The sequence below is a fragment of the Streptomyces sp. DH41 genome, assembly GCF_029813785.1.
Lineage (GTDB): Bacteria > Actinomycetota > Actinomycetes > Streptomycetales > Streptomycetaceae > Streptomyces.
Genome location: NZ_JARVKY010000022.1, coordinates 43,717 through 66,145, shown reverse-complemented (window position 1 = coordinate 66,145; position 22,429 = coordinate 43,717). Strand labels below are relative to the sequence as shown.

Genomic DNA, 22,429 nt, shown 5'->3' with positions numbered 1-22,429 from the left:
TTCTCAGGTTTCTCACCTACCGTGCGGACGCATGAGTCTCGCGCGTAGCTTGAACCGGGCCCTCACCGTCACCACCGGCCTCCAGGTACGGAGAGCCCCCCGGGCGGCGAAGGGGAAGACCTCCGCCGCGCCGGACGCCGCGGAGCGGCCCGCGGCCGCCTACCGATGTCCGCCGGCCGAGGAGCTGGCGACCGAGCGGCTGCTGCGGCGGCCCGTCTTCATCATCTCGTCCATCCGCTCCGGCTCCACCCTGCTGCGCATGATGGCGGGCGCCCATCCGCGGCTGCACACCGCGCACGAGTTGCACCTCGGACGGGTGAACGTCAGCTGCGACAACTGGCACTCCGAGCACGCCATGAGCGCCCTCGGCCTGGCCCGCGGCGACCTGGAGCACCTGCTCTGGGACCGCGTCATGCACCGTGAACTGGTCAAGGCCGGCAAGGACTTCATCGTCGAGAAGACCCCGGCCAACGCGTACATGTACCGTCGCCTGAAGGACTGCTGGCCCGACGCGCGCTTCGTCTTCCTGCTGCGGCATCCGGAGTCGGTCGCCCGCTCCTGGCACGAGAGCGATCCGGTCAAGCGGCCGTACGACAAGGCCGTCACCGACGTGCTGCGCTACATGACGGCCGTCGAGGAGGCCCGCACGGCCGACGCCGACGGCTTCACCGTGCGCTACGAGGACATCACCGCCGATCCCGGGCGGGAGATGCGCCGCCTGTGCGCGTTCCTCGGCGTCGACTACGCGCCGGCCATGCTGAACTACGGCAGGAAGAGCGGCGATGAGCTGGTCAGGGGGCTCGGCGACTGGCGCGAGAACATCCGTACCGGCACCGTGCAGCCGGGCCGCGCGCTGCCGAAGGAGGACGAGATCCCGGAGCGGCTGCGCGCGATATGCGCGGCGTGGGGCTACACGTCGCAATCCACAGCGGACTTCTCGACGGCCCCCGGGCCGGCCTCCAGGCCCGACTCCCCGTCCTGACGGCGGCCGTGCAGCGTGAGCCTGGGCTTGACGGCGTCGGTGCGTCCGGTCACCGGACGGCGGCTGCCCGCCCGGTACGGCACCGCCCACACGGCACCCGGCCCCTCGTAGCCCTGCTCGGCCGCCGCGTGCAGCGTCCAGTGCGGGTCGTAGAGGTGGGGGCGGGCGAGGGCGCACAGGTCGGCGCGTCCGGCCAGGACGAGCGAGTTGACGTCGTCCCACGAGGAGATCGCGCCGACGGCGATCACCGGGACGCCCGCCTCGTGCCGGATGCGGTCCGCGTACGGCGTCTGGTACGACCGCCCGAACTCCGGCCGCTCGTCGGCCACGACCTGCCCCGTGGACACGTCGATGGCGTCGACGCCGTGCGCCGCGAAGGCGCGGGCGATCGCCACGGCCTCCTCGGCGCTCGTGCCGCCCTCGGCCCAGTCGGTCGCGGAGACACGTACGGTCATGGGCCGCTGTGAGGGCCAGACGGCGCGTACGGCGTCGAAGACCTCCAGCGGGAAGCGGAGCCGTCCCTCCAGTGAGCCGCCGTAGGCGTCGGTGCGGTGGTTGGTGAGCGGGGAGAGGAAGCCGGAGAGCAGGTAGCCGTGGGCGCAGTGCAGTTCGAGCAGGTCGAACCCGGCTCGGGCGGCCCGCGCGGCGGCGGCCGTGAACTGCTCCCGGATCTCCGTCAACCCCTCCCGGGACAGCTCACGCGGCGTCTGGCTGCCCGGTTTGTACGGCAGCGGGGAGGCGGCGGCCAGGGGCCAGTTGCCCTCGGGGAGCGGTTCGTCCATGCCCTCCCACATCAGCCGGGTCGAGCCCTTGCGCCCGCTGTGCCCGAGCTGCACGCCGATCGCGGTGCCGGGCGCCCGGGTGTGCGCGAAGTCCGTGATCCGCCGCCAGGTCTCGCTCTGCAGGTCGGTGTACAGGCCCGCGCAGCCGGGGGTGATGCGGCCCTCCTCGCTGACGCAGACCATCTCGGTCATCACCAGCGCGGCGCCGCCGAGAGCCCGGGCTCCCAGGTGGACCAGGTGGAAGTCGCCGGGGATGCCGTCGGTGGCCGAGTACATGTCCATCGGGGAGACGACGACACGGTTGCGCAGGGTCAGGCCGCGCAGCCGGAACGGGGTGAACATCGGAGGCGTGCCGGCCGGGCAGCCGAACTCGCGCTCGACGGACCCGGTGAAACCGGCGTCGCGCAGCCGCAGGTTCCCGTGGGTGACGCGGCGGCTTCGGGTGAGCAGGTTGAAGGCGAACTGGCGGGGCGGCTGGTCGAGGTACCGGGACAGGTCCTCGAACCACTCCAGGCTGGCCCGGGCCGCCCGCTGGGTGGAGGCGACGACGGGGCGCCGCTCCTCCTCGTAGGCGGTGAGCGCCTTGTCCAGGGTGGGTCGCTCCTCCAGGCAGGCGGCGAGCGCGAGGGCGTCCTCGACGGCGAGCTTGGTGCCGGAGCCGATGGAGAAGTGGGCGGTGTGGGCGGCGTCGCCGAGGAGGACGACGTTGCCGTGCGACCAGCGTTCGTTGACCACCGTGCGGAAGGCGCTCCACGCCGGCTTGTCGGACTTCGACGCGTTGGACCTCAGCGGCCGGCCGCCGAGCGCGTCGGCGAAGACCTCGGCGCAGCGGGCGGCGGACTCGGCTTCGTCCAGTTCGTCGAGGCCGGCCGCCCGCCAGACCTCCTCGCGCATCTCCACGATGACGGTCGAGGCGTCGGCCGCGAACGGATAGCCGTGCAGCTGCATCACGCCGTGCTCGGTCTCGGCGATCTCGAAGCGGAAGGCGTCGAGGGCGAAGTCGGCGGCCAGCCAGATGTAGCGGCAGCGGTGATCGGTGAGGGTGGGCCGGAACGCGTCGCGGTAGGCCTCGCGGGTGGTGCTGTGCACGCCGTCGGCGGCGACGACGAGGTCGTACGTCTGAGCCAGCAGCGCCGGGTCCGGGGCCTCGGTGCGGAAGCGCAGCTCGACGCCGAGGGCGTGGCAGCGCTCGTGCAGGATCTCCAGGAGGCGGTGGCGGCCGAGCGCGGCGAAGCCGTGCCCTCCGGAGACCTGGCGGGTTCCTCGGTGGACGATGTGGATGTCGTCCCAGCGGACGAAGTCGGATCGGAGGGCTTCGTGGACGACCGGATCGGCGTGCTCGATGCCGCCGAGGGTCTCGTCGGACAGGACGACGCCGAAGCCGAAGGTGTCGTCGGGGGCGTTGCGTTCCCAGACGGTGACCTGGCGGCCGGGGTCGAGGCGTTTGAGGAGGGCGGCGGTGTAGAGGCCGCCGGGGCCGCCGCCGACGATCGCCGCGCTCAGGGGGCGCATCCCTACCGTCCGTTCCACTTCGGGGGGCGCTTCTCCGTGAACGAGGCGTGGAACTCGGCGTAGTCCTCGCCGTTCATCAGCAGGGCCTGGGTGGAGGCGTCCAGTTCCACCGATGCCGCCAGCGGCATGTCCAGTTCGGCGGTGAGGAGGGCTTTGGTCTGGGCGTGGGCGAGGGCCGGGCCGTCGGCGAGGCGGCGGGCGAGGGACCGGGCGGCCTCGTCGGCGCGGCCCTCCTCGGTCAGCTCGCTGATCAGGCCGATCCGCTCGGCCTCGGGCGCCCGCACCGGTTCGCCGAGCATCAGCAGCCGGGTGGCGTGACCGAGACCGACGACGCGGGGCAGCAGGTAGGCGGCGCCCATGTCGCCGCCGGAGAGGCCTACGCGGGTGAAGAGGAAGGCGAAGCGGGCGGACGGGTCGGCCACGCGGAAGTCGGCGGCCAGGGCGAGGACCGCGCCCGCGCCGGCCGCGACGCCGTGCACAGCGGCGATCACCGGGAACGGGCACTCCCGTACGGCCCGCACCACCTGGCCCGTCATCCGGTTGAAGTCCAGCAGCTGGGCGGTGTCCATGGACAGGGTCGCGCCGATGATCTCGTCGACGTCGCCGCCGGAGCAGAAGCCGCGTCCCTCACCGGCCAGCACCAGGGCGCGTACGGACCGCTCCCGGGACAGCTCGGCGAGCAGGTCGCGCAGGTCGGCGTAGGCCGCGAAGGTCAGCGCGTTGAGCTTGTCGGGGCGGTCGAGGGTGACGGTGGCGACACCGTCGGTGAGATCGACGCGCAGGTGCCGCCACTCGGGCGTGCGCGCGGCGGAGCCGGTGAAGGGACTCATGACGGGCGGCCTCCTAGGGCGGGCGCGGCCTCACTGAGCGTTGTCTCGCGGTCGTTCGAAGCTATCACCTACTTGTGACTGTCGTCACCAAGGCGCGATAGAGACTGGCCGCGCCGCACAGGCGGGGCGCCCGGCGCCGGAGGTCGAAGGTCCCGCGTGATGCCCGTCGAACGGCTCTGCCGGGCGGCGCCGTACCATTCATAAGGTTGAAAGCAGGACAGGACGACAGCCTGCTCCGGAACGGACTCGCCGTGCACGACCGCTCTCCAGCCCACCCGCCGCCCAGCCCGCACCCCTCACGGAGGCACTTCGTGCCGCCTCAGCCTTCGGCCTCCTGGCGCATCGCGCTGCCGCACTCCGCCGCGGCCGTGCCGGTGGCCCGTGCCCTGGTCCGTACGGCGCTGGCCGAGCTGGAGCACACGGCCGACGGCGACACGGCTGAGCTGCTCACGGCTGAGCTGGTCGCCAACGCCGTCGAGCACACCCCCGGCGGGTCGCCGATAGAGCTGGTGGTGGAGCTGATGCCGACCGGCTGCCAGGTCGAGGTGCACGACCCGGACCCGGAGCCGCCCGGCGACCTCACCCGCCCCGGTGTCGAGCCGCCCGACCCCTGGCAGGAGCACGGGCGCGGTCTGCTGCTGATCCGCGCCCTGAGCTCGTCCTGCGGTCACCGGCCCACCGGCTCCGGCAAGGCGGTCTGGTTCAGGCTTCCCGCGGTGCCCGCTCAGCGTCGTCCTTCGACGTGACCTCGGCACCGGCCCGGGCGAGGCGGGAGTGCCGGCGCCCGTAGGCCGTGTACACCAGCAGGCCCACCGCGAGGAACACCGCGAACTGGAGCCAGGTCGCCGCGCCCGTCTCGTAGATCAGGTACAGGCAGAAGCCCACCCCGAGCAGCGGCGTCACCGGGTACAGCGGCACCCGGAAGGTGCGGGCGAGGCCCGGCTCGCGGCGGCGCAGCGCGATCACGGCGACGTTGACGGCGGCCATGGTCGCCAGGGTGCCGATGGTGCACAGGTTGACCACCGCGTCCAGCGGGGCGAAGGCGGCGGGCAGTGCGAAGACCGCGCCGACGATCAGCGTGCCGGCGACGGGGGTCGCGGTACGCGGCGAGACCTTCTCGAAGACCCGCGGGATCAGTCCGTCGCGGGACATCGACATGAGGATGCGGGTCTGGCCGTACATCACGGCGAGCACCACCGAGGCGATGGCCACGACCGCGCCGAAGGCGACGACACCGCCGCCGATGGTGGAGCCGGTGACCTCGTTGACGACGTACGACAGGGCGGCGGGCCGGTCACCGACCGCGTCACCGCCGATGGCACCGATCGCGGCGACGGCGACCGCACAGTAGAGCAGGGTGACCAGGCCGATGCAGACCAGGATCGCGATGGGGATGTCCCGGCGGGGGTTCTTGGCCTCCTCACCGGCCGTGGTGATCGCGTCGAAGCCGATGTACGAGAAGAAGGCGGCCGTGGTGCCGGCGCCGATGCCGCCGAGGCCGGCCGGGGAGAACGGGGTGAGGTTGCCGTCCTCGAAGGCGTAGAAGCCGATGGCGCAGAAGGCGACGAGGACCACCAGCTTGAGGACGGCCATCGCGGCCGTGGCCCGGGCGCTCTCCCGCACGCCGCGCACCAGCAGTACGCAGGCCAGGGCGATGACGATCACGGCGGGGAGGTTGATCACGCCGCCGTCGCCGGGGCCCGCGGAGAGCGCGTGCGGGAGCTGGAGGCTAAGGACGCTGTCCAGCAGTTCGTTGACGTACTGGCTCCAGCCGACCGCGACCGCGGAGACGGACACGCCGTACTCCAGGAGCAGGCACCAGCCGACCAGGAAGGCGGTCCGTTCGCCGAGTCCGGCGTAGGCGAAGGAGTACGAGGAGCCGGAGACCGGGATCGCGCCGCCCAGCTCGGCGAAGGCGAACGCGGTGAACACGCAGGTGATCGCGGCCAGCACGAAGGAGACGACGACGGCCGGACCGGCCTCGGCGACCGAGTCGGACAGGCCGACGAAGATGCCGGTGCCGACGATCGCGCCGACGCCGAAGCAGACGAGCTGGAAGAGCCCCATGGTGCGCTTCAGGCCGTGGCCTTCGCGGTCGGCGCCGGATTCGGCGACGAGGAGGTGGGGGGATTTGACGCGGGAAGCGGGCATTGCGGGTGGTGCTCGTTTCTGGTGGTGCGGGGGGCGCGACGGTGGTCGCGGCCGGTGGCGCCGGAAGGGGTGGCTCCGGGGCCGCCGGTCAGAATAACGGTCGGCGTCGGTCAGGCCAGCGTGGCGACCAGGACCGCCTTGATGGTGTGCAGGCGGTTCTCCGCCTCGTCGAAGACGACCGAGTGCGCGGACTCGAAGACCTCGTCCGTGACCTCCAGGGAGTCGAGGCCGTGAGCCTCGAAGATCTCCTGGCCGACCTTGGTGCCCAGGTCGTGGAAGGCCGGCAGGCAGTGCAGGAACTTGACGTCCGGGTTGCCGGTGGCGCGCAGGACGTCCATGGTCACGGCGTACGGCGCGAGCGCCTTGATCCGCTCGTCCCAGACCTCCTTGGGCTCGCCCATGGAGACCCAGACGTCGGTGACGACGAAGTCGGCGCCGCGCACCCCCTCGTCCAGGGTCTCGGTGAGCGTGACGCGCGCCCCGCTCGACTCGGCGAGCTCCTTCGCCCGGTCGACGACCTCCTGGGCGGGCCAGTAGGACTTCGGGGCGACGATGCGTACGTCCATGCCGAGCAGGGCGCCGGTGACCAGGTAGGAGTTGCCCATGTTGAAGCGGGCGTCGCCGAGGTAGGCGAAGGTGATCTCCTGCAGGGGCCGGTCGCTGTGCTCGGTCATGGTCAGGACGTCGGCGAGCATCTGGGTGGGGTGCCAGTCGTCGGTCAGACCGTTGTAGACGGGCACCCCGGCGAAGGCGGCCAACTCCTCGACCTTCTGCTGGCTGTCGCCCCGGTACTCGATCCCGTCGAACATGCGCCCCAGCACGCGCCCGGTGTCCTTCACGGACTCCTTGTGGCCGATCTGCGAGCCGGCGGGGTCGAGGTACGTCGTCGAGGCGCCCTGGTCGGCGGCGGCGACCTCGAACGCGCACCGGGTGCGCGTCGACGTCTTCTCGAAGATCAGCGCGATGTTCTTCCCCCGCAGATACCGCGTCTCGGCCCCGGCCTTCTTGGCGGCCTTCAGCTCCGCGGCCAGCTCGACCAGGCCGCGGAACTCCTGAGCGGTGAAGTCGAGCTCCTTGAGGAAGTGGCGGCCGGAGAGGGCGATCGGGACTGTCGCCATGGGGGCGCTCCAGAGGTACGGGGACGGGTCTTTATGGAATTGTATACGAGACTTTGAATCTTTATACGGCCTGCCGTTCCACCGGGCAGCTCATGCACCGCGGCCCGCCCCTGCCCCGGCCCAGCTCGCTGCCCGGGATCTCGATCACCTCGATGCCCTGCTTGCGCAGGTGGGTGTTGGTGGTGGAGTTGCGTTCGTAGGCGACGACGACGCCCGGCTCGACGGCCAGGACGTTGCAGCCGTCGTCCCACTGCTCGCGTTCGGCGGCGTGCACGTCCTGGGTCGCGGTGAGCACCCGGATCTCGTTCAGTCCCAGGGCGGCGGCCATCGCGCGGTGCATGTGCTCCGGCGGATGGTCGGTGACCTTCAGCTCCTTTTCGCCCACGCCCGGCTCGATGGTGTAGGAGCGCAGCATGCCCAGCCCGGCGTACTGGGTGAAGGTGTCACCGTCGACCATCGTCATCACGGTGTCGAGGTGCATGAAGGCCCGCCGCTTGGGCATGTCGAGGGCCACGATGGTGCGCGCGGAGCCCGCCGCGAACAGCTTGTACGCGAGCATCTCGACGGCCTGGGGCGTGGTCCGTTCGCTCATGCCGATGAGCACGGCGCCGTTGCCGATGACGAGGACGTCGCCGCCCTCGATGGTGGAGGGGTAGTCGGCCTGCCCCTCGGACCAGAGGTGGAACGTCTCGTCGCGGAACAGCGGGTGGTGCCGGTAGATCGCCTCGAAGTGGACCGTCTCGCGCTGCCGGGCGGGCCAGCGCATGGCGTTGATGGAGACGCCGTCGTAGATCCAGGCCGAGGTGTCCCGGGTGAAGAGGTGGTTGGGCAGCGGTCCGAGCACGAAGTCGTCCAGCTCCATGGCGTGGAAGCGCACGGAGGTCGGCTCCGGGTGGGCGTCCAGGAACTCCCGTTTGGTCATGCCGCCGACCAGGACCTCGGCGAGCTCGCGGGCGGGCAGGGTGTCGAAGGCGGCCCGGAGATGGTCCGTGGCCAGCACTCCGTACTCCTTCTCGTCGAAGACGCGGTCCAGGACGAGCCGGCGGGCCGCCGGAAGGTCCAGGGTCTCGGTGAGCAGGTCACCGAAGAGGTGCACGGCGACCCCGCGGTCGCGGAGCACGTCGGCGAACCCGTCGTGCTCGGCGCGCGCCCGGCGCACCCACAGCACGTCGTCGAAGAGAAGGGCGTCCTTGTTGCTGGGGGTGAGCCTTTTGAGCTCGAGATCCGGCCGGTGCAGGATGACGCGGGTGAGCCGCCCGGCTTCGGAGTCGACTTGGAATCCCATGCCTCCATCCTGACCATTCGGGCGCCTGTTCACCCCCCGGTTGCGCAGACCCGTCCCCGGCTCGCGCGGACCCTGCGCGACGGGTCAGCCGCCCGGCCGCGGCCGGAGCAGCTCCGGGCGGGCGAGCGGACGGCGGGTGGAGTGGCCCGGGTCCAGGACCGCGCGGGCGACGATCCAGCCGGACAGCGCGTGCGGGTCGGCCGGGTCACGGGCCAGGTCCTTGGCGTAGCCGTCCAGCGCGGTGGCCGGATCGCCGGCGGCGAGGTGCTCGTCGGGGGTGCGGGGGTCGGCGGGGCGGAGGGCGAAGGCGCGGGTGCGGGTGTCGGGCCAGAAGCCGCGGTCCGGGCGGAAACGGAGGGCACCGTCGGCCGGCCCGGTCGGCGCGGCATCGTCGGCCGGCGTGTCCGGTGCGGCGACGTTGCGCAGCCGCCACTGGGTGCGGTGCAGGGCGGCGGCCGTACGGGCCCGCGCTCGTACGGCCGGGTCGACGGGCACACGCAGCCACCCGTCCAGGGTCCGGGCGAGTCCCGCCACCAGACGGTGCCCCGGGGCCGTGAGCCGGGCGCTGGTCAGCAGGGTGCGCACGACCAGCCGGCTCTGCAGCCGGCGCAGCGCGAAGTGATAGGCCGCGGTCTCGGCGTGCGCCGGCTCGGTCAGCCGGTCCCGCCAGAAGCCGGCGACGCCGGTGAAGGCGTACGCGCCGTGCAGCAGTCCCGTGAGGTGGCGCGGGTCGGCACGCCAGGGAGCGTAGAAGCGCTCCTCGCGATCGTCGTCGAGGAGGGGGAAGAGGTGCAGGAGCGCGGCGAGCTTGCTGTGCTGGAACTCGTGGACGAGGGTTTCGGCGAGGGCGAGCGCGGATCCGGGGCGGGATATCACCATGGCGCCGTAGGAGTCGCCGCTGGAGGCGGAGACCTCGACGGTCGGCGGAGCGGGCGGGGTGAGAGCGGTGCGGCCGTACGGCACGACGGCCCGGACGACCGCCGGGTCCAGCCGCCCCGGCCCCTGGCCGGTGCCCGCCCCGGCGAGGATCGCGACGGCGTCGTCGAAGAGCCGCTGCCACTGAGCCGCCTCCCCGGCGGCGAGCCGGGCGGGCGGCACCGGGTCGTCGAGGTCGCGGTAGGGGTCGAGATCGTCGAGGGGTATGGCGACGGGGCCGGTGGGGGTGGTGTGGGTGAGAGTGCGCAGGGGGAGCCAGGCGGCGGCTGCGGGGTCGGGGTCCGCACCCGGGTCAGAGCCCACTGCGGGGGCCGGCGGAGCTTCGGCCGGACGGGGAGCGGACGCAGGACCAGCCGCACGGGGAGCGGGCGCAGGACCAGCCGGACGGGCAGCAGGCGCAGGACCGGCCGGACTCGGGCCGGGTAGACCGGGGCCGGGCGGGCGTGGTTCGTCCGGCTCGCTTCCGTTCGCCGGTGATGTCGTCGGGCGGCATGTCACGGAGGTGCGGGAGCCGTCCGGTGCCGGGGGGCCGGAGAGGGTCAGTTCGCCCGCTCTTGCCACGGCCCGTGCGACGGTCGGACCCGGTGGTGTGGCCGGGAGGCGGAGCAGGCCGAGGCCCGGCAGGGGCAGAGCGCCGTCGGTGAGGGGGACCGTGAGCGACGTCTCCGTACCGGCGTGCAGGGCCGCGGTGAGCGCCAGGACGTTCAGCCGGCCTGCCTCCGCCCACAGGGGCGGACCCGTCGCGGTGCCGTGCACCCGGCGCAGCGTATGGGCGATCCAGCCACCTGTCGTCGGCGCGAGCAGCAGCCGGTCGGCCGCCTCGGGCGCACGCTCGGCAGCCGCCTTGAACGTGTCCCAGGCCTCGGCGACCGGGGTGAGCGGTGTGGGCAGCTCCGCGAGCCGGTCCAGCAGCGTCCGCAGCAGGAGCAGTCGCCGTGCCCGCTCACCGCGTTCCAGGAAGGCGATGGCCTCCGTGGAACCGCCTCCGGCGGCCAGCTCCGCGAAGAGCCGGTCCGGCACGCGGAACGGGGCGGGGCGCGGCTCGCTGGTCATGGGCGGGAACCTCCGGTCGGGGGCGGGCATGCGGGGGCCCCGGCGAGCGGGCGGCCTCGTCGGGGGCTTCGTCTCCGGGTCCTGTGTCCGGGTGTCTTCGGGGCCTCTGTCGTCGGGCTCCGTCGTCGGGTGCGGGCGGTGGCTATTCGGCCCGGGCGCCGCCACCGCCGCCCTCGCCGCCCCTGATGCTGCCGCGTGCGCGCAGGACCTCTTCGAGAAGGCGGACGGTGGGACGGAGCGGCGTGAGACCGTCCACGGCGGTCAGGGGCAGCGCCGCGACGTCCACCAGATCCGACTCCCAGACGTCGACGCGCCCTGGGGCGACCGGCTGTTCACGGGTGGCGACTTCGGCATGGCGCAGAGCGGGCGGCTGGTCCAAGATGCTCCCCCTTCTCGCACGGTGGCACTCGATGCCCCGTGTCCTTTTTCCATCATGACCATTCCGGCCCATGTCGAAAACCGTACGATCACGCCACCCGATCATCCCCCTGCTCGCGGTCGCCTCGTGGAGTCCGACAATTCCCCGAGCGCCGAGGCGAGTTCGGCTCTCCGTACCGGGTCGTCGTCGACGGACACCACAGCGTCGAACAGGTCCCAGACCGCGTGCGGATGGTGCCGTGCGAGCCCGTTGAGGATCCCCGTCGCGTCCGTGCGCGCCTTGGTGTGACGGGGCAGTGTCCCGGTGACGTGCGTGCCCAGCGTGGCGACCACCGTCTGACGCTCGGTCGGGTCGCTCATCAGCGGATAGGCGAGGAGGGCGTCCACGGCCCGCAGCAGCGGGGAGGCCTGCCGCTCCCGGCCGCCCGGTCCCACCGGGGTGAGGATCTCGGTGCGTTCGGGGCTGCGCAGCCGGATCTCGGGATACTGCAGAGTACGACCCGCGTCCCTGAGGGCGGCGATACGCGTTCGTACGGCCGGAAACAGTTCCTCCGCATCGGGCGGGGCGGGCAGTACGGCGGTCCGGTCCGCCAGCAGGGCGAGCAGAACGTCGGAGAACAGGCCCGTGGCGCGCACCGGGTCGTTGGCGGCGGCCCGGCCCCGCCCGGCGGCCCGCAGCTCGGTCTGCCGGTGCGCGGTGCTGCGCCGTCCCACGGGCAGCGCGTCGGGCGGCAGCGGCTCCCGGAAGGCGAGCGCCTCCTCGAAGGTCTCGCAGGCGTCCACGATCCACAGCTGGTCCGCGAAGCCGGGCACGGCGTCCCCGGCGTACCGGGCGAGTGCCGAGTCCAGGTCGATGCCCAGCTTGTCGTCGGTGGTGGCGTCCGCGCAGAACAGCCGCAGCTGCCCGGACCGGTCGAGGACACCGTGCCCGCCCCACCACACCCAGAGCACGTCGCCCGGGGCGGCGGGGAGTTCACGGACCAGGACCCGGCGCAGCGTGGCGTGGTCGGCGGGCGCGTACGGCACTTCGGGGACGTACGGCGGCAACGGGGCGAGGTGCAGCCGGATGTTGGCCTCGGGTACGCCGGCCGCCCGCAGCAGGCGGTGGAAGCGGACCGCGTCCCGGGCGGGTCCGGGCAGGTCCCAGCCGTCGCCGGCGTCGTAGGCCTCCACGCCGACGACGAGCGCGTGCACCCGCGCCGGGTCCACGGCCGGGGCGGTCAGCGGGCCGGTCACGGGAGCCGGTCCACGATGTGCCGGTACACGGCCGGGTTGGTCCAGTAGGCGCTGTGCGCGGCCGGGAACGGCTGACGGCTGTCGACGGCCACGTCGGTCACCCGGCCCGGGAACAGGCCGGCGCCCAGGTAGGAGAGCAGGTCTCGGGGGTCGTAGAGGTTCAGCCAGTCGGGGAAGTGGTCCGGCAGCGGCGCCGGGGGTTCGAGGGAGGGCAGGGACCCGGACTCGTACAGGAACGGGCCCTGGGAACCGGCGGTGACCAGCAGCCGCACCTGGGGCAGCGGGGTGAGGACCAGGGTGTCCAGGGCGATGATGCCGCCGAGGCTGTGGGCGACGATCGCGACGGGCGGCTCCAGCCCGCCGAGCAGGGTGCGCAGTCCGGCGCGGACCGCCTCGCCGCGGCTGAGGTAGCGCAGGACGTCTCCGGCGGCCGGGTGGGCGGCCTCGGTGAGGGCGCGGCGGCGGCGTACGACGGCGCGGGAGGCGGCGGAGCCGGCGACCCTCAGTGCCAGGGAGCGCGCGCCGCGTTCCGTTCCGGGGGCCGGTGCGCCGAGGGCCTGGGCGAGCCGGTCGGTGACGGCGTCCCGGGTGACGCCGGCCGGCACGAGGGGCGCGTCGGAGTCGAGGACTCCGGCGATGACCTGGGCGGTCAGGCCGCGGGCGGCGAGGCCCGGGAGGTCGTCCGGGGTGAGGGCGGCGGCCGCGGCGCCGAGCAGCGGGTGGGCGGCCAGGTCGGCGGCGGCGCGCGCCAGACCGGGGCCCAGGTCGGCCGCCGGTGCGTCGCCCTCGGCGGCGAGGGCGGCCAGCCTGGCCCGGAGGTGCTGGTCCGGTGGCGGGGAGCCCGGCGGCAGCTCGGTCGCCGAGGCGGCTCCGGCAGCGGTACCGGCGGCGAGGGCGAGTTCGGCGTACGGGTCGGCGTAGAGGGCGGCCCAGGCCGCCGTGTCGTCGTCACCGGCGCCCGGGACGGAAGGGCCGCCTCGGCTGGTGCCGGAAGCCGGCGGCAGGCTCGCCCCGCCGGCGGCGAGCGTCGCCCCGTGCTCGCCACCCCAGTAGTACGGCACGATGCGCAGTCCGCCGCGCAGCCCCGTCACTCCGACGGAGAAGCGCCCCGCGAGCGCAGAGAAGCCCGGTTCGCGAACCCCCGTGCCGTGGATGAAGACGACCGCCGTCATGTGCCCCCCGTGCTCCTGGTGAAAACCGGTGTACGACCTGCGCCGCGAAGCCAAGCTGCCCTCAGTCTAGGGAGGTTGGCGAAAACGGACGCGGATTGACGGCGACCGAACGATTCCTGCGGAGGCACGGTTGAGCCCTGACTCGGTGGTCACGCACTTCGTGGGTGCGTCGGCTCTCGTCCTGGTGGCCGCTCACGCGGCCGGCTGGCTGGCCAGGAGGCTGAGACAGCCGTACATCGTCGGCCAGTTGTCGGCGGGCATCGCGCTCGGTCCCTCTCTGCTCGGCGCCCTGGCGCCGGACGCGTACGCGTCGTTGTTCCCCGAGGAGATCGGCCCGGCGCTGACCGGCTTCGCGCAGTTCGCGCTGGTGGTCTTTCTGTTCGCGGTGGGCTACGAGCTGGATCTGAAGATCCTCGGGGACCGGGTCCGCGCCTCGCTGACCGTGGCGCTCGCCTCGTTCGTGGTGCCGATGGCCGTGGGTTGCGGGGGTGCGCTGCTGTTCCGGGAGGAGCTGCGTGCCCTCGGCATGCCGCGTGACCTCTCCCCCGCCATGGTGGTGTTCGCCGGGGTGGCCCTGACGATAACGGCGGTGCCCGTGCTGACGGCCATCGTGCGGGAGAACGAGCTGTCCCGGTCCGTGCCGGGTGTGGTGGCGGTCTCGGCGGCCGGGGTGCTGGACGCGGTGTGCTGGACGGTGCTGGCCGCGGCGCTGATGGACAGCGGCGGTGAGCAGGCCGCGCTCGCCTGGCCGTGGCGGGTGGCGCTCGCCGTCGGCTTCGTCACGGTGATGGTGCTCGCGGCCCGGCCGGTGCTGCGCCGGCTGCTGTGGCGCACGCGGATGGAGCCCTCGCTGCGGCTGGCGCTGCTCATCGGCTTCGCCCTCGGGTCCGCGTGGGTGACGCACTCTCTCGGGCTGCACGTGATCTTCGGAGCGCTGCTCGCGGGGGTGGTGGTCCCGCGCGAGGAGGGCGGCACGCTCGACCCGGACCTGCTGCGGCCGTTGCATGACGTCAGCTCGCTGCTGCTGCCGTTCTTCTTCGTGGTCTCCGGGCAGTCCGTGGCGTTGAACAGCATGAACGGCACGGGGTGGGCCGTCCTGCTGGTGGTGACCGTGCTCGCCGTCACGACCAAGATCGGCAGCGGAACGTTCGCGGCACGGCTCGGCGGACTGGACCGGCACGACGCGCGGACCGTCGGCGTACTGCTCAGCGCCCGGGGCCTGACCGAGCTGATCGCTCTCAACGCGGGCCTTCAGGCGGGCCTCTTGAGCGCCCAGCTCTATACGGTGCTGGTCTTCATGGCCCTCGCCACCACCCTGTTCACCCAGCCGCTCCTGCTCCTGACGCGCCGCCTGGCCGAGCGGGACCGCGCCGCGCACCCCGTTCACGGGTCCCCCGCGGCCCCGCGACCCCAGGACGGGACCTCGACGGCGCCGGCGGCGGACGTGAACTGAGCGGAACCCGGCAGCCCGGCCGGGCGGGCTGCCGGGCTGCCGTCCGTTACATCGGCACCGGCGCGATGTCGCACTCGATGTGGCGCCGCTGACGGGCCGCCAGCAACCAGGGGTGGTCGGCGCGGACCACGCGGGTGAAGCCCTCGACCGCCTTGCGCTGCGTCTCGTCGGCCTCCGCGCCCCGGCCCAGACCGCGCAGGTCGAGAGCGAGGTTGGCCATGCAGGACAGGGTGACCGGGTGGTCCTCTCCGGCGACCTCCGCGAGCAGCGGCAGATTGGTCTCGTCGATCTCGCGGGCCCGCTCGAAGTCCAGGCGCGCGTAAGCCGTGCCGGCCCGTCCCACCGCGGCGGTCAGCGTGACGATGTGCCGTTCCCCCACCGTCTCGGCCAGTCGGCGTGCCGCGTCGTCCTCCTCCTCCTGCGCGCTGTCCAGGGCTCCGAGCGTGCGCAGCGTCGCGGCGAGGGTGACCCTGGCCAGCAGGGTGCACACGTGGTTCTCGCCGAGCCTTTGCGCATAGCGCCGCGCGGTGTCCTCCGCCAGTTGCCGGGACCCCTCCAGGTCCCCGGCCAGGCGCAGGTCGACGGCGACGTTGGTCGCCGTGGCCAGCGAGTCGAAGTGGTCCTCCCCGTAGCGGCTGACGAAGTGCCGCAGGGTCTCCTTCGCCAGCTCGGCACCCGATTCCAGCGCTCCGTCCCGACGACGGCACACGGCGAGGTTGCGGGCGGTGCGCAGGGCGAGCGGGTGCTCGTCACCGAGCGCGGCACACGCCCGGCGGTACACGTCCTCCTGGACCTCGCGGGCGCCGGGATAGTCGCCGCTCTCACGCGTGTTGATCGTGGCGCAGTTGAGGGTGTTGAGGGTGTAGAAGCTGGTGGACCCGAAGTGCAGGTCGCGCAGCCGGGCGTTCTCCTGGTCCAGCGGCAGTGCTTCCCGGAACTCTCCGCACAGCCGGAGGTCGACGCCCCACGAGTGGGTCGCGCGGAGGGTGGAGGGATCGTCGAGGCCGAACAGGGACCGAGCCAGTTCGGTGGCCTCCTGGCTCAGGCTCCGCGCCTCCTGGAGCCGGCCCTGGTAGCGGCGGGCGTCGGCCGTCTCGCACAACGAGTCGATCAGCTCCTCGGGCTCGACGCCGAGCCCGCGAGAGGTCTCCAGCGCCTTCTCCACCAGCGGGATCGACTCCGGTACGTGCCCGGTCTGCCGGAGCAGGAAGGACAGGCACTTCGCCATCCGGATGACGTGGATGTCCTCCTCGCCGGAGGCCGCGAGCCAGGCGCTGTAGGTCTGCCGGGCGAAGTCCGCGGAACCGTCGTGGTCTCCCCAGTAGTACAGGAACCACACGCTGTCGGCGACGAGGTCCCGCACCCAGGTGTCGGTACTGGTCACCGCGTGCGAGGCACGGAGGTGGGGCAGCAGTGACTGGTACTCGGACCATTCCAGCGGAGATCCGTAGGGCCCCGGCTTGGCCGCCGACAGCAGCTGGTGCGCGGCGCCCCGCATCCGCTCCCGCTCCTGCGCCCCGAGCTTGGCCAGGAGCACGGTCTGCAACAGACGGTGCATCTGGAGGGTGTTGGAGCGGGTGTCGACCTTGATCAGGGAGAACTGGCTGAGGTCGCGGATGGCGCGGTTGAGCTTGATCGAGTCGCGCAGCAGGGGGTCGATCTCGGGGGTGATGCTGACGCCTCGGCTGCCGCGCAGGATGGAACGCGGGATCGGCTCGGGTGCCATGCCGGCGCAGATGTCGAGGAGCTGCCTGGCACCCGGGTTGTTCTGCTGGATGCGCTCCAGGGAGAGGTCCCAGGCGGCGGCGACGGAGACCGGGTAGTCGGGGTTGGGGTCCAGTTCCAGGATTTCCGGGCTGCGCTGGGCGAGCAGGTCGAGGTAGTCGTCGACCAGCATGCCGGTGACGGCCCGCCAGGCGCCCGCCTGCTCCACCGCCAGCGGCAGGTCGCCGAGTGCCTCGGCGAGCCGGTCGGCGTCCTCGGTCGTCAGGTGGGGCGAGCGCCTGCGGAGCAGCTCGATGGACTCCGACCGCTCGAAGACACTCACCGGCAGCGGGTTCGCCACCCGCTCCCAGCCGCGGTTGCGGGAGGTGACGATGACCTTCCCCGGCCCGTTGGCGGGGAAGTACTGGCGCACCACGTCGATGTCCTCGGCGTTGTCGAAGACGAGCAGCCAGTCGGCGTGCGGGGCGCCGGCGCTCAGTGCCTCCAGCACGGCGGGGACCGCGGTGTTCGCGGCCGGGGCGCCTCGGTCGTGGCCCGACGGAGCGATGCCCAGCCGGCCGGCCAGGTTGGCCAGCGAGGCCAGGATGAGGCTCTCCTGCTCGGCGGGGATCCAGCAGATCACCTTGTAGTCGTGCTGGTGGGTGTAGATGTACTCGAGGGCGAGTTGGGACTTGCCGACGCCGCCGAGGCCGTGCAGCGCGTGCGGAAGGACCGCGGCCGTGTCCTGGTCACTCAGTTGTTCCTCCACGGCCCTCAGCAGCCCCTGCCGGCCGACGAACGAGGTGTTCCGCAGGGGAACGTTCACCAGTAGGGCGGACGTCGCAGTCGTGGTGCTCTGCATGAGCTGCTCAGCCTCCGGGGCTTCGAGTGGGGTCGCGTCGGTTACCAGGGGCGGCACGTGATCTCCAGGTTCGTCGGGGTTGTTCGACGCTGGATCCATGCCTTCTCGGCCGCCGGATGATCCCCCGCCGCTCGCAGGGTTCACCTCAGTGGGTGTACTGGCGGGCAAACCGGCGCCCACCCGTTCGGCCGCACCGGGCGACGGGCGCCCGGAGAGTCGGGGTTCGATGCGCCTGGCCCGTTCGGAGTATGGCCCCGAAAGAGCGCGCATCACGGCGAGTTCGCTGCGCACCCAGCCGTGCTCGGCCGGGTCGGGCAGGGCGGCTCCGGCCGGGTCGTGCAGCGCCGCGCGCAGGGCGAGGCCGCTTTGGCCGGCGGCCGGGAGCTCGCCCACCATGGTGACGGTGCGGGCGAGTTGGCTGCGGGTGGTGGTGGCGAGCAGTGCCTCGCGGACCCCGTCGGCGAACTCGGGGCGGCCCTCGCCGCCGCTGTTCCAGTCGATCAGGCCGCCCATGAGGATCTCGGCCAGATGGTCGGGGCCGGTCTCCGGCATGGTGCGCCGCCGCATCTGCTCCACGAGATCGAACTCGAAGGGGATGGCCGCCAGTTGGGTGGCCAGTCGGCGCGCGGCAGGGGTGGCGAGGGTGAAGAAGCGGCGCACTGCCGCCGCGGCGGCGCGCGGCAGGCGCGGGGCGCGCAGACCGGGCGCGGGTGCGCCCTTGGCGAGGGCGCCGGCGAGGACGACGGGCAGGGACCGGCGCACGCCCCGCTCGCCGGTGACGAGGTCGGCCCAGGTGCCGAGGGAGCCGGGTTTGAGGGACAGCACGGGTACCGGTACGGAGCCGTCACCGGCCTCGGGCAGCGGGCGCAGCGGGTCGGGGCCGCCGGGCGGCGCCCAGTGTCCGAGGGCGTCGTTGGGGGCGCCGAACCCACCGGCCTCCAGGACCGCCTGGTACGGGTAGAGGGAGGTGCGGTGACGCAGGTGCGGCGGCAGCAGGTGGACGAGGGCCGTGGGGCCCGCGTGGCCGAGCCGGCCGAGCAGGTCGTCGGCGGCCGGGGCCGCCCAGCCGTGGGCGAGCCCGTCGGTGACGACGAGGAAGACCCTGCCGCCCCGGCCGTCGAGGAGTTCGGCGGGGTCGGCGGCGGGGCGGCCGGCGGACCGGCGCAGGGTGGCGGAGCCGGTGCGCGGCACGTGCACCCGGACCGCGCGGACACCGCGGAAGGCACCGCTGTGTTCGGCGGCCTCGGTGAGGCGGGCGCAGGTCTCCTGCCAGATCCCCATGGTCGGGGCGTCGTCGACGAGCAGGACGAGGTCGAAGGCGGTGGCCCGGGCCGGCCGCAGGAAGGGCAGCCACAGACCGTCGGACACGCCCTGCTCCGCGGTGGTTTCCTCGTCGAGCTCCAGGGTGTGGCGCGAGGGGATGCGCCGGGCCAGCTGGTGCAGGGCGCGGGCGAGCAGCGCGGTGGTCCGGCCGGGGCCGGGCCGGGAACGCTCCTCAGCGGGCAGCAGCGGCTGCCCGAGACGCAGCGTGAAGATTCCCTCCGCGTCGGGTAAGACCCGGCGCTGGGAGGCCGGTTCGGCCTGCGCGAGGTCCGGGTGGCCGGTGGGTTCGACCAGCTCCGCCGGGTCAGATGGTGGTGCGGGCGTCGCGGGGATGGCGGCAGGAGGGCTGCAGTCGGGGGCGGTCGGCCGGGCGGCGGGTACGGGGCCGGCTGCGCGTACGCCGATGTCGTCGATGTCGGTGTCCGAGTCGTCCGTGTCGGTGTCCGAGTCGTCGGCGTCGGCCGGGTCCGGCGGCCGTACGTCCTCGGCGACGGGCGGGTGAGTGGCCCGCGGGTGCGTGGGGACGGGGTCCGGCGGCGGTAACGGGCGGCCGCCGCCCGGGCCGCCGTGGCGGTCCCAGTAGGCGGCGAGCCAGACCGCGTCGGCGACCTCCCGCCAGTGCGGGTCCGCGGGCCTCGGCCCGTTCGCGTACGGCTGGTCGCGGCCGAACGCGCCGTGGGCCGGGGCAGCGGTGAGCGCCGCTCCGTACCCACTCGCGCCTTCGACGGACTCGGAGAACGCCGACGGAGGCGACGTCCCTGATACGGGATCACCGTCGCCCGGTCCGGATGCGCGCTCCCTGGGAAAGCCGGTCATTCAGCGGCCCTTCGCGAGGTCGCGGAGGAGCATTTCCACGAGCTTACGCCCGTCACCGTCCGCCTGGAAACCACCCGCGGTAGTCATCTGGACAGCGTTGAGCAGCTGATCCAGGGAGTGGGTGCCGCCGGACTGGATCTGCCGTACGAACTCGTCCACCAGTTCCTCGGTGGCCTCGGGCCGGACACCCAGGTGGCCTTCCACCAGGGCGAGCAGCTGCTCACGGCTGGGGGTGGGCATCTCCAGCGGCAGGCAGCGCCGGCGGAAGGCGGCGGGGAACTCGCGTTCACCGTTGCTGGTGATCACCACGACCGGGAACTCCCGGCACTCGACTCGCCCGTCCCGCACCAGAGCCTGGCCGGCGGGGTCGCTGGTGTGGACGCGCGCGGTGTCCGCGGCGTCGCGCACCAGTTCCGGGACGTCATAGCTTCCGTTCTCCAGGACGTGCAGCAGGTCGTTCGGCAGGTCGATGTCGCTCTTGTCGAGTTCGTCGACGAGGAGCACGCGAGGACGATCGTAGGGCAGCAGAGCGGTGCCCAGTGGACCGAGGGTGATGAAGTCACCCAGAGATGGCGGGAGTTGACGACGGCCTGGTACGGCCGCCGGGTTGACGCCCCCCGGTCCGGCCGCCGCGCCCGCCGCGCCCGCCGCCTGCTCCGCACCGTCCGGCACGAGCTCCGTACCGTCCGCTTCCGGTACCGGCTCCGGGGCCGCGGCGCCGCGCAGTCCGGCCTGCCAGGCGGCGATGGACTGTGCGCGGCCCATGGCGTCGTGGACGTACAGCCCGTCCCGCAGCGTGGTCCGGCTGACGATGCTCCATTCCAGGACCCGGCCGAGGCCCAGTTCCCGTGAGATCACATAGGCGAGCGTGGACTTGCCGATTCCGGGCGGTCCGGTGATCAGCAGCGGCCGGCGCAGCAGCAGCGCGGCGTTGACGATGTCGATCTCGTCGGGGCCGAGCTGCGGGGTGACGTGACCGGGACCCAGTCGGCGTACCGCGGCCTCCGGCTCGTCCGGCGGTGCAGGCTGGGACGGTGCGCCGAGGAACCGTCGCCAGGGCGGCGCCTGCGGCAGCGGGGGCGGCACGACGGGCGGCCGGCCGGTGCCGTGGAACACGCGCCAGCCGTTCGGGGACGTCTGCTCCTGCGCGTTCATGCCGGTGCCTCCTCGTCGGCGGGATCGCCGGGATCAATGGTATGCATGTCGACAACTCGGGTGGGGTCGTCCCAGAAGAAGCCAATATGGCGGCCGAGGAGCCGCCCGGGGCCCTGCTGGTTCAGTTCGGCGTTCTGCCGCAGCCGGTGGATGGCGAGCGGGATCTGACCGGATGTCGGTACCGCGGCGAAGACGGCCGTCACCACCTCACGCCGCTCCTCGGGGAAGGCTCCTCTGCGGTCCCACACCGCCAGCCCGACGCCCTCCGCTATGGCGGCCTTGAGGGCCTCCATCGCGGAGACGCGGGCCGGGGCGTCCAGCACCACGGCCGTGTGCCTGGTGTCCCCCGCGAGTGTCCTGTGCCACGCGTCGATGCGCTGCGCGTCCGGCTCGCTCCAGCCGTGCACGCTGACCCCGTGCTGCCGCAGCGCGTGCCAGCGCTCCTGCCACTGGTGTCGCACCAGTGCGTCGTCGGTGCGCATCCGGTCCAGGCTTCGCAGGTGCACCCCGTACTTCAGCCCGAGCGGCAACGGCCGCCCGTCGCCGATCTGGTACGTCAGACTCGCCACATCGTGGTTGAGGAGGTCGTACGGAAGGACGAACTCCACGTACGCCGACGGCTGCCGGTGTCCATCGGCGGGCGCGTCCCCCGGCCCGGCCCAGAGCCGGCCACCCTGCCGCAGCGCGTCGTCGACGGCCGGTCCGAGCGCGTCCAGGGTGGTCACGGCCGGTGCGCCGGGCCGCGGGTCCCAGTGGCCCGGCACGGTGTTGAGCCAGGGGCGTACGACGACGTCGTCGGAGCCGTCCCGGGCGGGCTCGACGGCGACGACCAGGCAGCGGGGGATGTCGGGGTCCCGCACCACTCGGGCGCGCGCCTCCCGGCGCCGCCTCAGCTCCTCGGTGAGGCCGGCCCGCCGTGTCCAGTCGTCGACCCAGCCGGACAGGGCGGCGCGATGGCCGCGCGTGGTGGCGAGCGGGCACGCCCGGTCGAGGAGGAGGACGGCGGGCGGCAGACCGTCCGGCTGGGTGTTCCACGCGAGGACGTGGAGGAACAGCTGGTCGGGCAGGAGTCCGGTGGGCAGGTCGAGCCCGTTGAGTTCCTCGGCCAGGTCGTCGCGCAGCCGGCCGGCGGGGAGTTCGCCCCCGGCCAGGGCGGAACGCGCGCCGGTCTCGTCGTCGCGGCCCAGCGGGCCCGGCGGTGCCTGGGGCTCGGCGGGTGGGTCGGGGGTGATCAGCCGGTCCAGTTCGTCACCGGCCGGATTCCCCTCGAAAATGCGCACCACCGTGACGAGTACGTGTTCCCCGCCCTCCACCTTCAGGGCGGCACTGATCAGGGCGATCACGTCCTGGCGTTGTTTGACGCCACGCAGATCGACGGCGTGGCCCAGACCCAGCTGACGCCCGAGCACATCGGCGAACTGGATCCGCTCCTGCGGATCCTCCGTACAACTGAACCCGCACATGGCCTCGGTCAGGTCGAACAGCATCGACCCCCGCGCATGCCCGGAACCGCCCTCTGCTCCGCCGACTCCCGCGCCTGTCTCCACCGACTGTCCCCCATGAGTCGGTACGCCTGCCTGACCGACCTGCGAAGTTAGCACGGTAACTGACGGTTCACCAGGGACACGTGGGGTGCGGGGACACGGTGTCCGGCCGAGACGCCTCTACGGGGCGACTCGGC

Annotated in this window: 15 protein-coding genes; 3 read left to right on the top strand and 12 right to left on the bottom strand. The window is 73.1% G+C overall.

Annotation, left to right across the window (positions count from 1 at the left end):
* Positions 1 to 31 precede the first annotated feature (31 nt).
* Positions 32 to 982, top strand: a complete 951-nt coding sequence (locus tag QC283_RS29815) for a sulfotransferase family protein (RefSeq protein WP_279564831.1) — start codon at positions 32 to 34, stop codon at positions 980 to 982.
* Here QC283_RS29815 and QC283_RS29810 read toward each other — a convergent pair.
* Positions 910 to 3,276 (bottom strand): bifunctional salicylyl-CoA 5-hydroxylase/oxidoreductase, encoded by a 2,367-nt coding sequence (locus tag QC283_RS29810; protein ID WP_279564830.1) that lies wholly within the window; start codon positions 3,274 to 3,276, stop codon positions 910 to 912. The genes QC283_RS29815 and QC283_RS29810 overlap by 73 nt on opposite strands.
* A 2-nt stretch (positions 3,277 to 3,278) precedes the next feature.
* Entirely contained in the window at positions 3,279 to 4,106 is an 828-nt protein-coding gene (locus tag QC283_RS29805) for an enoyl-CoA hydratase family protein (RefSeq protein WP_279564829.1), read from the bottom strand.
* Positions 4,107 to 4,312: 206 nt separating this feature from the next.
* Between QC283_RS29805 and QC283_RS29800 the strand changes: the two genes are divergently transcribed.
* A complete protein-coding gene (locus tag QC283_RS29800; protein WP_443032710.1) occupies positions 4,313 to 4,852 on the top strand; it encodes an ATP-binding protein in 540 nt (179 codons plus the stop codon).
* Here the strand turns inward: QC283_RS29800 and QC283_RS29795 are convergent.
* From QC283_RS29795 to QC283_RS29765, 7 genes are all read right to left on the bottom strand, one after another.
* Positions 4,809 to 6,257 carry an amino acid permease gene (locus QC283_RS29795; protein ID WP_279564827.1) on the bottom strand — a complete coding sequence of 483 codons (1,449 nt, stop codon included), beginning with the start codon at positions 6,255 to 6,257 and terminating at the stop codon, positions 4,809 to 4,811. The genes QC283_RS29800 and QC283_RS29795 overlap by 44 nt on opposite strands.
* A gap of 110 nt (positions 6,258 to 6,367) precedes the next feature.
* Complete coding sequence (gene argF, locus QC283_RS29790; protein ID WP_279564826.1) at positions 6,368 to 7,375, bottom strand: ornithine carbamoyltransferase; 1,008 nt, start codon at positions 7,373 to 7,375, stop codon at positions 6,368 to 6,370.
* Between the two features lie 61 nt (positions 7,376 to 7,436).
* The gene (locus tag QC283_RS29785; protein ID WP_279564825.1) at positions 7,437 to 8,660 is read right to left on the bottom strand and encodes an arginine deiminase; all 1,224 of its coding nucleotides are present in this window, start codon (positions 8,658 to 8,660) and stop codon (positions 7,437 to 7,439) included.
* An 84-nt stretch (positions 8,661 to 8,744) separates the two neighbouring features.
* Positions 8,745 to 10,649 carry an aKG-HExxH-type peptide beta-hydroxylase gene (locus QC283_RS29780; RefSeq protein ID WP_279564824.1) on the bottom strand — a complete coding sequence of 635 codons (1,905 nt, stop codon included), beginning with the start codon at positions 10,647 to 10,649 and terminating at the stop codon, positions 8,745 to 8,747.
* A 142-nt stretch (positions 10,650 to 10,791) separates the two neighbouring features.
* A complete protein-coding gene (locus tag QC283_RS29775; protein ID WP_279564823.1) occupies positions 10,792 to 11,028 on the bottom strand; it encodes a hypothetical protein in 237 nt (78 codons plus the stop codon).
* A gap of 101 nt (positions 11,029 to 11,129) precedes the next feature.
* Positions 11,130 to 12,263, bottom strand: a complete 1,134-nt coding sequence (locus QC283_RS29770; protein WP_279564822.1) for an effector-associated domain 2-containing protein — start codon at positions 12,261 to 12,263, stop codon at positions 11,130 to 11,132.
* Positions 12,260 to 13,435 carry a hypothetical protein gene (locus QC283_RS29765; protein ID WP_279564821.1) on the bottom strand — a complete coding sequence of 392 codons (1,176 nt, stop codon included), beginning with the start codon at positions 13,433 to 13,435 and terminating at the stop codon, positions 12,260 to 12,262. Before QC283_RS29765 ends, QC283_RS29770 begins: the two co-directional genes overlap by 4 nt.
* A 130-nt stretch (positions 13,436 to 13,565) precedes the next feature.
* Here QC283_RS29765 and QC283_RS29760 point away from each other — a divergent pair, with 130 nt between their 5' ends.
* Positions 13,566 to 14,888 (top strand): cation:proton antiporter, encoded by a 1,323-nt coding sequence (locus QC283_RS29760; RefSeq protein ID WP_279564820.1) that lies wholly within the window; start codon positions 13,566 to 13,568, stop codon positions 14,886 to 14,888.
* 46 nt (positions 14,889 to 14,934) lie between these two features.
* On the opposite strand, the gene fxsT is transcribed toward QC283_RS29760, so the two are convergent.
* Genes fxsT through QC283_RS29745 form a run of 3 tightly spaced genes read right to left on the bottom strand, consistent with a single transcriptional unit; the run spans position 14,935 to position 22,235 of the window.
* Positions 14,935 to 19,593, bottom strand: coding sequence for an FxSxx-COOH system tetratricopeptide repeat protein (gene fxsT / locus QC283_RS29755; RefSeq protein ID WP_279564819.1), 4,659 nt, complete (start codon positions 19,591 to 19,593; stop codon positions 14,935 to 14,937).
* Positions 19,594 to 20,748 (bottom strand): MoxR family ATPase, encoded by a 1,155-nt coding sequence (locus QC283_RS29750; RefSeq protein WP_279564818.1) that lies wholly within the window; start codon positions 20,746 to 20,748, stop codon positions 19,594 to 19,596. It lies immediately after the preceding gene.
* Entirely contained in the window at positions 20,745 to 22,235 is a 1,491-nt protein-coding gene (locus tag QC283_RS29745) for a VMAP-C domain-containing protein (RefSeq protein WP_279564817.1), read from the bottom strand. Before QC283_RS29745 ends, QC283_RS29750 begins: the two co-directional genes overlap by 4 nt.
* Positions 22,236 to 22,429 lie beyond the last annotated feature (194 nt).